This is a genomic window from Pseudoalteromonas obscura (genome assembly GCF_030135505.1).
Taxonomy (GTDB): domain Bacteria; phylum Pseudomonadota; class Gammaproteobacteria; order Enterobacterales; family Alteromonadaceae; genus Pseudoalteromonas; species Pseudoalteromonas obscura.
In genome coordinates this window covers 645,408-659,093 of the sequence record NZ_JASJUT010000001.1, presented here as the reverse complement: position 1 = coordinate 659,093, position 13,686 = coordinate 645,408, and the positions used below count along the sequence as shown (strand labels likewise).

15 protein-coding genes are annotated in these 13,686 nt (G+C 39.3%); 11 read left to right on the top strand and 4 right to left on the bottom strand.

Annotated features, from left to right (window positions below; genetic code table 11):
- Window positions 1–64: 64 nt before the first annotated feature.
- From QNM18_RS02840 to QNM18_RS02830, 3 genes are all read left to right on the top strand, one after another.
- Window positions 65–559 (top strand): hypothetical protein, encoded by a 495-nt coding sequence (locus QNM18_RS02840; RefSeq protein ID WP_284136262.1) that lies wholly within the window; start codon window positions 65–67, stop codon window positions 557–559.
- Window positions 560–676: 117 nt separating this feature from the next.
- Window positions 677–928: a TIGR03643 family protein gene (locus QNM18_RS02835; protein WP_284136261.1), complete on the top strand. Its 252-nt coding sequence runs from the start codon at window positions 677–679 to the stop codon at window positions 926–928.
- 347 nt (window positions 929–1,275) lie between these two features.
- On the top strand, window positions 1,276–2,004 hold the full coding sequence (locus QNM18_RS02830; protein ID WP_211009289.1) for a sterol desaturase family protein: 729 nt from the start codon (window positions 1,276–1,278) through the stop codon (window positions 2,002–2,004).
- A 163-nt stretch (window positions 2,005–2,167) separates the two neighbouring features.
- Here the strand turns inward: QNM18_RS02830 and QNM18_RS02825 are convergent, their stop codons facing one another.
- A complete protein-coding gene (locus QNM18_RS02825; RefSeq protein ID WP_211009290.1) occupies window positions 2,168–2,899 on the bottom strand; it encodes a type 1 glutamine amidotransferase domain-containing protein in 732 nt (243 codons plus the stop codon).
- Window positions 2,900–2,989: 90 nt separating this feature from the next.
- Window positions 2,990–5,038: a winged helix-turn-helix domain-containing protein gene (locus QNM18_RS02820; RefSeq protein WP_284136260.1), complete on the bottom strand. Its 2,049-nt coding sequence runs from the start codon at window positions 5,036–5,038 to the stop codon at window positions 2,990–2,992.
- A 172-nt stretch (window positions 5,039–5,210) separates the two neighbouring features.
- On the opposite strand from QNM18_RS02820, the gene QNM18_RS02815 reads away from it, so the two are divergent.
- Window positions 5,211–5,654, top strand: a complete 444-nt coding sequence (locus tag QNM18_RS02815) for a nuclear transport factor 2 family protein (RefSeq protein WP_211009292.1) — start codon at window positions 5,211–5,213, stop codon at window positions 5,652–5,654.
- Between the two features lie 247 nt (window positions 5,655–5,901).
- On the opposite strand, the gene QNM18_RS02810 is transcribed toward QNM18_RS02815, so the two are convergent.
- Window positions 5,902–7,059, bottom strand: coding sequence for a tetratricopeptide repeat protein (locus QNM18_RS02810; protein WP_284136259.1), 1,158 nt, complete (start codon window positions 7,057–7,059; stop codon window positions 5,902–5,904).
- A gap of 351 nt (window positions 7,060–7,410) precedes the next feature.
- Here QNM18_RS02810 and QNM18_RS02805 point away from each other — a divergent pair, with 351 nt between their 5' ends.
- The 5 genes from QNM18_RS02805 to QNM18_RS02785 all read left to right on the top strand — a co-directional run bounded on the left by QNM18_RS02805 (window position 7,411) and on the right by QNM18_RS02785 (window position 10,052).
- Window positions 7,411–8,097: a helix-turn-helix domain-containing protein gene (locus QNM18_RS02805; RefSeq protein ID WP_284136258.1), complete on the top strand. Its 687-nt coding sequence runs from the start codon at window positions 7,411–7,413 to the stop codon at window positions 8,095–8,097.
- A gap of 166 nt (window positions 8,098–8,263) precedes the next feature.
- Window positions 8,264–8,476, top strand: a complete 213-nt coding sequence (locus QNM18_RS02800; RefSeq protein ID WP_284136257.1) for a hypothetical protein — start codon at window positions 8,264–8,266, stop codon at window positions 8,474–8,476.
- Window positions 8,477–8,544: 68 nt separating this feature from the next.
- Window positions 8,545–8,874, top strand: a complete 330-nt coding sequence (locus QNM18_RS02795; protein ID WP_211009296.1) for a hypothetical protein — start codon at window positions 8,545–8,547, stop codon at window positions 8,872–8,874.
- A 131-nt stretch (window positions 8,875–9,005) separates the two neighbouring features.
- Window positions 9,006–9,374: a hypothetical protein gene (locus QNM18_RS02790; protein ID WP_284136256.1), complete on the top strand. Its 369-nt coding sequence runs from the start codon at window positions 9,006–9,008 to the stop codon at window positions 9,372–9,374.
- Between the two features lie 198 nt (window positions 9,375–9,572).
- The gene (locus tag QNM18_RS02785) at window positions 9,573–10,052 is read left to right on the top strand and encodes an NUDIX hydrolase (RefSeq protein ID WP_284136255.1); all 480 of its coding nucleotides are present in this window, start codon (window positions 9,573–9,575) and stop codon (window positions 10,050–10,052) included.
- 180 nt (window positions 10,053–10,232) lie between these two features.
- Here QNM18_RS02785 and QNM18_RS02780 read toward each other — a convergent pair whose 3' ends face one another.
- The gene (locus QNM18_RS02780) at window positions 10,233–11,900 is read right to left on the bottom strand and encodes an energy transducer TonB (RefSeq protein ID WP_284136254.1); all 1,668 of its coding nucleotides are present in this window, start codon (window positions 11,898–11,900) and stop codon (window positions 10,233–10,235) included.
- Window positions 11,901–12,368: 468 nt separating this feature from the next.
- Here QNM18_RS02780 and QNM18_RS02775 point away from each other — a divergent pair, with 468 nt between their 5' ends.
- Together QNM18_RS02775 and QNM18_RS02770 are read left to right on the top strand one after the other, a co-directional pair.
- Window positions 12,369–12,773: a DUF4177 domain-containing protein gene (locus QNM18_RS02775; protein WP_211009300.1), complete on the top strand. Its 405-nt coding sequence runs from the start codon at window positions 12,369–12,371 to the stop codon at window positions 12,771–12,773.
- A 230-nt stretch (window positions 12,774–13,003) separates the two neighbouring features.
- Window positions 13,004–13,552: a GNAT family N-acetyltransferase gene (locus QNM18_RS02770; protein ID WP_284136253.1), complete on the top strand. Its 549-nt coding sequence runs from the start codon at window positions 13,004–13,006 to the stop codon at window positions 13,550–13,552.
- Window positions 13,553–13,686: the final 134 nt, after the last annotated feature.

The window sequence follows — 13,686 nt, the reverse complement described above, 5'->3', positions numbered from 1 at the left end:
GTTTGTAAGAAAAACACAAATACCCACTAACTATGAGGGTGAAAAGATACACATTGGATTGAATATGACAGACCTATTTATTCCCGATACATTTGAGCCCCCATTGTATTTTGAATCGGCGAACTTCTACTTTCGGGTGCTTGAAGAACAAGTAGCACAGTTGGATTTTGATGCTGTGATGTCCAGCCAGCAAAGGCTACAAGGAATATTTGGCCCAAATTCACAATGGCCTAAACGCAATATGACACTTGACGAAAATATAGAGAGTTTACAGGTGCATAAAAAGGAGTTTGAGTCACGAGAGGCATTTGCATACTCGGTATTCAATAAATCACAGGATAAGTGCCTTGGCTCTGTTTACATCGACCCTAGTCAATCGCCAAACTATGATTGTGAGGTATACTTATGGGTTCGAGATGACAGTATTAAACTTGAAAAGGCGTTATATCAAACAGTCTTAATCTGGCTTCAAGAGCGGTGGCCTTTTTCACGGATTGTATTTCCTGGTCGCAGTATTTCATGGTCTCGTTGGGCAAGCGAAATAAAAAGTGCGGAATAGGCGAGTGGAGCCCAGCTTCTCTATTGCCAATTTTAGTGTAATGTGGGCTTAGTCCCTTCTTACGGCTGATCCAAATTGAATATAGGGTCGTAAAACAAGGTTTTGTGAGAGGGAAACATGCAGTTTTCAGGAGAGGACGAGTCTAGGATCATTGAAATGGCCTGGGAAGATCGCACACCATTTGAAGCCATATATCTTCAGTTTGGGCTTAATGAAAAACAAGTTATCCAATTTATGAATAAAAGGCTCAAAGTGTCCAGCTTCAAGCTTTGGCGTACAAGGGTGTCAGGGCGCAAGACTAAGCATATCAAACTACGCAGTAAAGACGTTATTCGAGGTTACTGCCCGTCTCAATATAAGCATCGCTAGTTGGGCATCGAACCGGGTGCTGGTTTGTACAATGAGAAATTTTATTGCATGGGGCGTTTCACATGGATATCTATCGTGCATTGATAGTACAGTCCCTCATGTTGTTTGTGATTTGGGGTCTGGCAAAGCGACAGTGGAAATGACACTTTGTGAATGTTGTTAGCTTAGCACTTATTTAAATCTCAAAAGGCTATTTACCTCTTGCCAAGGCGCGATGTATTTCAAGGAAATCATACTATGAGTATAGAGAAAAGAAGCTAGCTCCCGTTTTTCATTAGTAAAAAATAATTGATTTAACCTGTTGTTTTTGAGACTGTTTAGTACAACAAGTTGGAAATGAGGTAGAAATGGAATTACTCACATTGATTATTGTAATTGTTGCTTTTCTTGGTGTGTTTACGCTAGAAGTCATCGCGCCAGCTTCAAAGAATGGCTGCGATCGTCGCTGGCTAGTTTTAGCCTCTTCTATAAGCTTGTTTCAGTCATTCTCGACCGTTGGCATTGGGCTCATATTCGTTGATTTATTTCGCGAAGTATCGATATTAGAGTTTCGAGATATACACTTTTTTGCTCAAGGCGTGTTGGGTTTTGTCTTAACCAGTTTTGTTGCCTATTGGTGGCATAGAGCGATGCATAAATCTGATTTTTTATGGCGGACATTTCATCAGTTGCACCATAGCCCTAGGCGTATTGAAGCACTTACTTCATTTTATATGCATCCATTTGACGGGGCCGCAGCGACTTTTTTAAATGCCTTTTGTTGCTATTTTATATTGGGCCTTGACGCGTCAGGTACCGCTGTTAGTTTAATTTGTGCGGCACTGTACAATATTTTTATACATGCCGATCTAAAAACACCGTATTGGCTAGGGTATATCCTCCAGCGCCCAGAAATGCATAGGGTTCATCATAAAAGTTTACACCATGCTCAAAACTATGGGTTTGCGGTTTGGGATTTGTTATTTGGCACTTTTAGTAATCCCAAATCGTATGTAAAAGAGGTTGGCTTTGATGAAATTCGTGAAAAGCGGGTTTTTGATATGCTAAAAACCAAAGATGTTTATAAAACCGAATGATGCAGGTGTCTAGGAGTGACTAATGATATTTGCGTGGTTTCTAAGTTGCGGGATTGGCTATAATTAATCACTATTTCGGTGGCTATAGTACAACAGGTGCTACTTGATTCATCAATGTTTCAATTTATGCAGTTGAGCCTGCCATTTGACAGGCTGCTTGAGCTTAAGAGCGGCCTTGTTTTAACAATTCAACCAATACAATAGCTGTGGGAAGTGCTGATTTGGGATTTTGGCCAGTCAATACCCCATTATCGTGAATGACATAGGGCTCGCCCGGTGCCGCATACGCAAACTTAGCGCCTTGTGCTTTGAGTTTATCTTGTAATAAAAATGCGTAATTTTTCCGAGCCCAACGTCCTTCTTCGGCGTTTGATTTTGCTGTAACTTTAAGCCCAGATACTAGGTATGTTCCGTCTGCATTTTTTATATCTACAAACGCTGCAGGTCCATGACATACAGCTGAAATGATTTTATCTTGGGCTAAAAATGCTAAAGACAATCTGGCCATTTCAGGGTGCCCGGCGAGGTCAAACATAGGTCCAGCTCCACCAGGTACATAAAATGCCACGTAGTCTTTCGGTTGTATCGATTTTAATGGTTTTGGCTGGTCAATGTTGCTGCCCTTACGCATGATTTTGTAGTCAACCTGAGCCTGTTTAGAAAGTAGATTGTAGGCGACTGGCCGACCGGGACTTCCATCTGGGCTGGCAAATTCGACGGTATATCCGTTATTCATGATATGTTGATAAGGCTCAACGACTTCAGGCAAATAGTAGCCATGTTTGTCGGCAGATAAAATAAACAGTACTTTTTCACTGTTGGACATTTTAGCTAAAGCTTGCTCAGTAAAAGTGCCTAATAGCACGAACCATAGTAACCCGATAACTTTAAACATAGAATTCTCCTATCGTTTTATTTTGACAGGAGAATTATTGACAGTCTTGAGGTTTTAAAACGTTACCTTGCAATGAATTAAAATGACTTTTTATGATTTATCACTAAAATTGGTTCTTATTATATCGCTGACATAAGATGACACTTGCCATGTTGCCCAATGCGATTGTGATACGGAAAAGTGGTACGGAATATAGTTATCTTGATGGAAGATCGCAGTTTGGCCCTTATTATCAATTGCTATGATGGCATTGCTTTGAGGGTTTCTACAATAAATGCGGTTATTGTCGAACTGCCAATTAATCCGGTAACGACGTAACACACTTGAGCACATGCTTGAATCTATCGCTGTGCCTTGCCATGTTGCAGATAGTTGCTGGTCAAAGTGGACATAGTGCATCTCATCTGACACTTTGTCTGCAAGTACAAAAGCATGCGTGTTATCCATCACATGAAGTTGGTTGGTTTTTATGTTGAGCAGGTTGAGCTGCCAACCCTGTTTGTGCCACTCACTATAATGAACCTCCTCATCAGAGTACCAACCTGCGGCGGTAACGGTTTGTGTGGTATCAATTACTTTTAGTACTTCAAGATGCTCTATATCGTATATCACTATGCCTTTATTTGTATTAGCTAGGAGTCGTTTATCGTCAAAAGACCAATCAAGGTGATAAAACAAGCGCCCTTGATCTTCAAGTTCAATTGAACGCAGCTGATTGGTGCCTATTTGTTGCAGCCATAATTTACTATATCCGGAGCGCTTGGAGATGAACGCAAGTTGCTTAGCGTCATTCGAAATCGCAGGTAGGTAGTCCATCACAGAAGAATTGGATAGCGCATTGACGTCTCCGTCAATTTGAATATCTCGGTTTACTATGTAAGAGGAGAACAAATAGTCTTTGCCATTGTTGATTCGATTGAGATCTGTGATGCGTCTTGAATCACTATATAAAACTTGCTGTTGCCCTGATGCCAAACTCGTTGCCACCAAGTCAAATGAGGGATGCTCTCCGGGGTGAACTATGGTGTTGAGGTCATGTCCCCAAAGTGCAGAGCGAACCATATATGGTAAGGTCAATAAGCTACGATAGGTGCTATCTGTGATGTTCAATTCAAAAGCTTGGCTAATGCCGGGGGCCGATTCATGTAACAGCAAGATGCGGTTTGTCTTTCTATCTCTATCTAGATAATAGTTTCCTTTGCCATTGGCGATTGGCTGAGCAACTTTTCGTTTTGCCACAGTGTTTAAAGATATGCTGTAGACTTGCCAAGGTGCATACTCTGCATCTCTTTCAATGAACAAGAGCTTTTGCTCCTTTGGCATATGGATAACGCTTCTAAGCTGACTGTCTGCACATTGATATACCACCTTGGGCGCGCTGAAAATTGCCTCTGATATCTCAATTTGGTGGATTTCACACTCTTGTCCTTGGTCGAACAAATAAAATAACTTTTGCCCATCATCCGACCAATAAGCATCGTGGGCCTTTCCACTTTCAGGGCTGACTATATGAGTTATGTTGTTTTGATTATCATGGATATGCAGCTGATTTACACCCAAGGCAGTTGGTGCTGAAAACGCCAAGTATCGTAGATCTGGAGACATAGCTCCTTCGAATTGGGTAGTTGAGAGTCTAGATAAAGGAGAAACCTTTGCATCAATGTAAGTGGGAGTAATATCGGATTGAGAAACAAATACTGAAAAGGTGATGCAGGCAGCGATAAAGCACAGAACCAAGTAGAGGTGTTTTGAACGATATACAGGGGATGATTTGTGTAGCAAGGACTTTTTGTCAGCTGGGTCTTCTAAATGAAGTTCATCATTATGGGTGGTCGCTTCAACCTTAATGGCAAATTTATAACCAACTTTTGGCACAGTGACGACAAACCGCTTTATTTTGTCATTGTCGTCAAGGGCCTTGCGTAATTTTACAACTATGCGATTAATGGCACTATCACTTACAACCTGCCCAAACCAAACTTGTTCAATTAACTCATCTCGACTAATCGCGCGCTGTGGGTTTTGACAAAAATAACTCAATAGTTCAGCCACTTTAGGTTCTAGCAGGTGTTCTTGCTGCCCTTTGCTCAGTATGTTGTTATTGGCATCAAAATAAAATTGGCCTAACTTCCAGCGCATTTTCTTCCTTTCATATTTTTATAATTATTTGATAAATATGCGAATAATTTAAAGTCACGTTCGGTCACTTGTCAGACATGACATGGGGTATATCAAGATTGTACATTACCCCACAATCCAAAATCTATCTTCTTGCATTACGAAGGTTTTTTAAAGAAAACAAGGAATAAATATGAAGCGAATAACTCAAGTGATGGCGGTGTATTTAGCCGCTATGTTGCAGATAAGTACAGCTGGCGCAAATGAAGATATCGAACAAATAAAGCAAGTGATTCAATGGTACTTTGATGGCACTGCTGAAGGAAAGCCCGCTTTAGTTGAGCAGGCATTTTTACCCAGTTTAGAGCTTCAGTTTGTTGACAGTGGTGGTGCGTTTAGACGTTGGTCGGGACAAACCTACATCAGTGGTATTGAAGAGGGTAAAAAAAACAGCCGTGTGGGAGAGATAATCGCTATTGATGTAACGGGTGACTCGGCTATGGCAAAGGCAACAATCACCATTCATAACACGGTTTATACTGACTACTTCCTACTATTAAAGCTTAGCCAGGGCTGGAAAATTACCAACAAGATCTTTACTAGAAAACAGGTTCGAAGCCATCAATATTCTAAGTAACCCCAAACGCTTGAGTATGGCGATAACATAGAGCATTCATAGGCTATGTGACGTTTGCACTCGGTATACTCGCGGGCTGTGAATAAGCTGCCAGCGTGATTTAAACCTTGCCTAATCATGGCGGGGTTTAGCGCTTGGTTATGAGCTGATCTGATGTGAGTGGAGCACCCAATGTAATTGAGTGTTTCGCTCACTCAAGATAGCCTCATTTATAAATAGGTAGTTACCATTATTTAGTTACCAAATACTAATGCTTCTTTTTCGATATTGCGTCATGTTTGGCTTGAAACAAAGAACGTTTCTGGGGATCTGAAGACTTTTCGATTGCAAGCGCAAGTAATCGCTCAGTGTTTTCCATTTCGCCTTTGGTATAATAGATACGAGCCAGTTCAAAGTAGGGTTCTGGAATATAGGGCGTTTCAACAATGACTTCTTTTAACTCTCTTATCGCTTTGTTATAGCTACCCTTTTTAATTGCTCTTTGAGCCAATTGAATTTTATCAAACGGCGTTGAGGCGCTGCTGTCGAGTAAGTTTTCTAGGTGATTTATCAGCTCTGTATTATCTTGATTTTTCACTAACGATAAATAATTAGAAATTAAATTTTGACTCGTCAAATGATGTTTATCTGCAAATTTAAATAATTCTAGAGCGTCGTTTTGTAGTCCTTTTCTGCGGTGTAAAATTGCGGCGATGTTGATCAACTCAGCATCATTTGGACTATAGTTCAGCGCGCTTGTTAAAAAGCTATAGCTTTGATTGAAGTTCTCGTTTAGCAAAGAATCTACTGCTTTGTTTGCATAATATTTAGCTATTAGGTCGTCGTAGCTTGCAGTATCGATGAAAAAACTGTCTTGGGCTGGGAAATAATCGACAACAGTGCCGGCGCGAATGATCTCAAACTGATTGGCAGCACTCGATGAATTCGGCGCTAACAATTTGGTGCGAAAGTGATTAGAGATCAATATAGTATTATTGTTTTTTCGAAAAACAGGGACTGTACCTACTTCTCTAAATGTGGTTTCTACTTTTGCTAATGTTGCATAGGCCTGAGTTAATATTGCCAAGGATATGCAATTGCCTTCATTTTTCTCCAAAGATTCTCGTGCTGTTAGAGTTGCGCCGTCGTAAGTAAATTGATCAAGTCGTTTCTTGAGGTAGTTAAATACAGCTTTATCTGGACGAGTGCCTTTATCGAGAGCTGTCTTAAAGTACGCCAAGAATTTATCTTGCTCTTGTTTGGGCAAAGAAAATATATCATGTTCTTCAATTGTGGATTGGTGCTCAAAAGCAGCATGGTTAAATAGTTCTTCAACAGAGGGGGGGTCTTCGAGTGGGGTTGTCTTTGTGCTTGAACATGCAATCAATTGAGCTGTAAAAAGCAATAGAACTGCGGTCTTTATCATGAAAATTGCTCCTTCAATATAGCAGTTGTGCTACTTATTTATGTCACGTATTTTCTTAATTAGCAATTGTACCGAAAATAGCATGCGCGATATCGAACCCTTTACACTTAAATATTCACCTGTTTTGATGGTGGTAAACACGAGCTGTTGTGGTTCTTTAAATCAGAACGTATCTTCTTGCGCTACCCTAAATAGGTAGCTTAACCGAATCGCGTTCTGCTTTTTTATAACATACTGAATTTATAGCTTTGTCATGCTGTGGCGTTTAAATGTCGTTAGATAGAAATAGACGTTAAAGGTGAGGCACGCATAATTACGTTCGTTGTTTTCAAAGTTTTTAAGGAGATCGAATTGTTTCTCTCTACAAGTAAGTTAAAGACACTACGCAAAGAAAAGGGCTGGTCACAGGAGGTACTTGCCAAAGCAACGGGGTTATCTGTAAGAACAATTCAGCGTATAGAAGCTAACGGTAAGGCGTCTGCTGAATCTACGTTGGCCCTGGCGTCTGTTTATGAACTTTCTCCTCAAGAGCTTAAAGCAACTTCAACAGATATTGAAATAAATTGGACGAGGAAAGTAATTATGAAAAGTGTAGTGGGATTGTTAATGATATCCAGTGCTGTCGGCATGTTAATTTATTTCGGTGCAAGCTTACGAAATTACCTAGATGTTACTTCTGGTGTATTTCTCATATTATTTTTGTATTCAGCAACCATGGTGACTTTTGGTACAAATGGCATGTTTAAGTCTTTGTCCGGGCTTAAATACATTTTCACAGAAGAGATGGTTGGTGGGGATGAAGCAAAATATTTGGCGGCGCTATTTCGAAGCCAAATTAAATTCATGTATGGTGGTGCATTAATCGGCTTAGTAGTAGGCTTAATTGCAATACTTAGCAATATTGATACCTATGAGAACTTTTCCTTGTTAAGGGCATTGTCAGTCAATTTAGTGGTTTTACTTTATGCTGCGTTAATAAGTGAAGGTGTGTTTAGGCCTTTGAGTATTAAGCTTAAAACATGTGACATTAAAGAGTAAACTTGCAACATACTGGGTATATGGCAGGGCAGCTTTAAATGGAGTCGATTTATTTTTGGGAGCTGGTAATAATGAGTGAACAGTTACAATGACGATTTCGGAATTTAACTATATTGAGTCGATGCTCTGGTTTGCCATAGCGCTTGGGTTAATCATAAATTTGCTAATGAAAGGCCATAGAGATGCCTATTTTACGGTGAACATAATTGCTTCATTAGCTTTTATTGCCTTTGGTATTTCAGACATAATAGAAGCAAGTACAGGGGCTTGGTGGCGTCCATTTAGCCTGTTAGTGCTGAAAGCGGTTTGTGTGGTTAGTTTCATTGGCTGTTTTATAAAATATAAAAAAATAAAAAGTGTCATTCAAACTCATAAATAGTGTTACGCTCAAAGAGTGTGAACGACAGTTTAATCTCTTATTGTATTACCTGATTCAAGTAGATAAATATGGATAAGAATATTTCTGATTTATTGTTTCGTTCTTTAGGTACTCATGCCCTGAAAGCAATATCATTATCACAAACAGAAATAAAGCTTGTGGTTGCTCCGTGGGATAATTTAAACAACGAAGCCTTGGCTATTTTTGAGACTCCTGAAATTATATATCTAGAAGGCACCAATGGTGATGTCAGTGCATTTGCGGACCTCAATCTACCCTGGGATATTATTCGGTTTGATTCACAGTTAGTATCAGGCTTGATTTGGGAGTTCGGTTTGTGCTGCGATGAAGTTCATTTAGGTTTCAGAGCAAAGATGCCTGATATCTCTTTTTCATGAAGTACTTAGGCCAAATGACATCAATCAAAGGCTAATTTATTCTAGCTATAACAACATTTTCAACAAGCGAAAATTTAAATTCGCTTAAAACTTCGTTAGTGGGGACGGAGTTAGGTGCAAAAGGAGGCACTTTGAAAGCTTTAACATCACTGTTCTTATTTTTATTTTCTTCATGCGTACTGTCAGCTAACCATAGTCTTCATCATTTAATCGGCACGTGGGTCATCAATCATGACAATAAGCAGGTTGACTATAGCTTTATTGAATATCAAAAATCAGGTGACAAGTGTGAAATATCTTTTTCTTTAGTTTATTCACTCGAAGTTGATATGTATTGGAATAAGTGGAAAGTCGAAAACGGTGTCATTCATTCGACAATACACAATACCAACACTTTACTTGAATACGGCACTAAAATTGGCGATAAAATTAAACGGCTAAATGAAAAAGAGTTATTTGTTGATATGGTCATTCCCAAGGGGGATTACGCTACTGAGTAGCACTATAAGAATATGAATGCAAAACCGGGTCAGGTGTGTAATACAGTTAAAAAGTTCTTTAATCATAAAAGTCTATTAGAACAATAAATTTTGATTGGATAATTGTTTTAAAATAGGTACGGATTGTTGTAGGGTCTATGTGACAACAACGAGTTTTGTTCAAGTTTTATTTAGGCTGGCGTGTTTAGGAGTATCCATATGCTGAAATTTGACCAAGGGAGTGCCCGTTTCAACTTCCGTAGCGTTGCGGTTGTTATTCACGACAATCACGTGTTATTACATAGGGCTGTGGGCGATTCATTTTGGGCACTGCCGGGGGGCAGAGTAGAGTTTTTTGAAAATTCGGATGCAACGTTAAATCGCGAGTTGCTCGAAGAGCTGGGAGTTGAAATAGTCGTAAAGCGCCACCTTTGGTACGTTGAGAACTTTTTTGAGTATTCAAATAAGCAATTTCATGAAATTGCCAATTACTTTTTGGCGCAACTCAGTGAGCCGAACCAGTTCCCTATGGAGGAAGTTTTTTGTGGAATTGAAGAAGAGGTCGACCTTGAGTTTAAGTGGTGCTCTTTGACTGATTTATCCAGTATCGAATTAAAACCTACATTTTTACAGCATGGCTTGGTTAATTTGCCAATGGAGACAAAGTTCATCAAAGTTAATGAACTCAATGTTGGCTGATTGCTTTATTTACTGATATGTACTTTCACTGGTTCCCATTGTTATCGCAACAGCTAGCGTGTTTGTTTTGCAATAAAAGCTAGGTATATAACTAGCTTTTATTGCAAAGGTGTTATTAATGGGGTTTCTTTATTTGAATTGATTCAGACAAGCTCTAACCATCTCCAAACGAAAAAACCGTTATTTGTCGGAACCTAAATTCCATCCAAACTGAACTTGAATACCTGTTCCTTCAATCACATTGCCCGTATCATTGAGATTAACTTTATAGCGCCATTGCTCTAAAGCATTTATCCCCGCTTGTTCAAAGTAGCCTTCAGGGCTTGCTTCAATTACCCGAATATTAACAGGTTCGCCTTTTGCATTAAGGTCAAACTCTAAAGTTACGCTGCCGGTAATACCTTGTTTTGCAGCTTCAATTGGATAGTCGTATTCTTTGCTAAAGATGACTACAGGCTTATAACTTTTTGGTGTATCTGCGCTTTTTTTCTTTTCTTGAATTTCTCCAAAGTAGCCAAAATCAATGTAGCTCTGCAATATTTCTGCACGCTGGGGGTTTTGAAGCGTTTTATCTTGCAGATATTTAAAAAAGCGCTGATCATCTTGCTGTTTGGTTATTTTAAGCAATACGCCATCTAGGTAGGTGTCTGACGATTTCTCAATGTAATTCAAGTAAGCCTCAATTTTTTGTTTTGCCCGCTCAAACTCTCCCAGTAAGTAGAGTCCAAATACTTCCAATCTCATTTGGTATTTGTGATCTTCAGCGTTTAGAGCACCACTATTGATCGCTGCGCTGGCATGACGCACCGAAAGCTCATGTAGCTTAACGTCACTATATAAATAGGCCAATTTACGATTGATCATGGCTGTTTCAAAGTCTGAGTTTGTCTTTATGGATTCAAGCGTTTCTTTTGCTGCCATTGCATTGTTATCTTGCTGTTGCTTGGTCGCCTTATCAATGGCTTGTTTAATATTCGCAGGCAAAACCTGCTTAGCACGTAGGTTGTGGCATTGATAGGTCAGGGTTTGACATGTAGAGTTGTTTTGTAGTTTTTGAGGTGGTTTTATTTGTTTCTCAAATTGGATTTGATTAGCATGCCGTTTTGCTATTCGAGTTTGTATCTCATCGAGCACGCGTTGAGCGGTCTGATTTTGCGCTTCTTCATCAATCATTGTTTGAATATCAAGCAGTAACTCGTAACGTGTTTGGTCTTTTTTCTGTTGTGCTATTTGATCGAAAATTTCAAAGATGTCAAAGTCAAACGATTCACCAATATATGCCAAATAAATTAATGCTTTTTCTTCTCCAAGTTCGAACCAACCAAGCTTAACAAACAGTTTTATTGCCAAAATCAGTGCCGATTTATATTCTTCTGCTGGTAAGCTCCCACTGTCTATTGCTTTCAAAGCATAATCTAAGGCACGTGCATCTTCTCCGATCCGCTTCATATTCATATTAGCTAGGTGATAATCCACAATTGCTTGTTCATAAACATTTTGGCTTTTGATTTTTTCTAACCTTATGGCTGCGGCGCTATAGTAGCCATGGGTTGCGATATTTAAAGCAAAGGATATATCTTTGGCTGTATTTTCGCTTATATCTTGCTCTGGCTGCATCGAGTGGCACTGGTACCTAAGCGGTTCACAACTTAATTTTTGTTGGTCTGGAGTAGTCGTTACTACAGCTTGGGTTTTTGGCGTAGTTGTTACAGCTTTAGCTTTTGATGTAGTAGTTAAAACTTGCTCATTTTGAACTGGTACTTCGGTCACAGTAGGAGCGGGGGACGACTGACATCCAGTTAAAACAGCCAGAGCAAGTGCTGTGATAGTAAGTCGTTGTTTATTCATTGTTATTATTCCATTATATTTTTCTCAATATTAGCATCTTGCATACTTTGCTTGAAGTTAAGTTCGTATTTGAAGTTCCGATGCTGTTAACGATTGTAAAGGTGCCTGTCTTCTTGTTCATAATTTGACTTATTTGTGAAAATAAGTATAAAAATCAGTGTTATGATATTCATCCTGCGTATAGTAAAAACTGGCTCAGCCGCTAGTGCTTTTTGCGTTTTGTTATTCAAATACAATGTCGGCATGCGGCTTATAGAGCAAAAAGGCCTCAAGTGTCGTGGGTACATCAACAATATTTACCATCTGTTTTTGAGCAGCAATTTAAGGTATAAGTGTATTTAGCGCTAATAACACCTAAGTGTCGTATAACTTTCGTATAGCTGCCGTAAAAGGTGCGTAAAAGTTTCGTATGACTTTCATGGGTTTACCAAAATAATTAAGCAGTCACAGAAAACGGTCTAATACATTATGAGAATAAATGCAGAATTAATTCTAAGAATGAGAAAAGAGAAATCTTGGTCTCAAGATGAGCTGGCAATTGCTTCTGGGTTAAACCTGCGGACTATTCAAAGAATTGAGTCAGAGGCGACAGCATCTTTGCAATCGAAGAAAGCACTTGCATCTGCATTTGAACTTGATGTTCGAGACCTTGATTACGAGGAACAACCTAAAATGAAAAAGTATGAATATAAGACTGTAGAACTTCCGTTTAAATTTGGTTTCTTTAAACAGGGTACACCAGATATAGAAGAGGTTCTGAATGCTGAAGGGGCTGAGGGTTGGCGACTAAACCAAATGGTGCTACCAGCTTCATCCAATATGGGGCAATCTGAAAAAATGATTGCGATTTTAGAGCGAGAGTTAATAGATTGAGAAAGCAAAGTGGTTAGCTCAGTTGGCAAGTCAAACAATGCAAACTGGGCAACTATATTGATTCGATAAAGCCCTATCAGGAGTACGGGCGATAGGGCTTTGCGCGTACTTTTAAATGTCTCGAGTAAGGATATGAATGCTTAAAGGCTATTCTTCATTTATTAAGCCCCATTTTTTACGGCTTTGAACAGGCATTAAGTTCAAACAAGCTACTAAAGGAAAGGTGTTAAATGCTAACCACAGTTATAGAAACTGAACGACTAATATTAAAGGCACTATCTAAACAGGATGCTGGAGACTTATTTACAATATTTTCAGATTGTGAAGTGATGAAATATTGGAATACAGCGCCGTGGGGATCAATTGAGCAAGCTGACTGTTTTATAGCTAAAAGTATTGACGCTCATAAGAATAATACAGAAATAACGTTAGGCATTTACTGGAAAGAGACTGGAGAACTCTTGGGTAAGATTATGCTTTTTAGCTATGATAAAACATCCAGACGAGCGGAAATAGGATTTGGGATCAGCCGTGATTTTTGGGGAAAAGGAATAGTCTCGGAAGCTGGACAAGCACTCATAGAGCATGCATTTAATCACCTAGGACTGCGTAGAATCGAAGCTGAAATAGACCCTGATAATATCTCGTCAAGCAAGGCACTTGAGAGATTAGGTTTCCAAAAAGAAGGGGTGTTGAAACAACGCTGGGAAATTAACGGAGTTGTTTCAGACTCGGCTATCTATGGATTAATAGCGCCGCAATACCGTGGATATGCGTAATAAAACAGCTTTGAAGGCGATGAGTTTAAAATTCATAATCTCTATCAATTCGCTATGTTTTTGCTCGTGAGTACAGCGAAGCCACTTAAAGTTAAAGCGAATATACAAAGGTAAAACAGTTTAAAAAAGCTGAG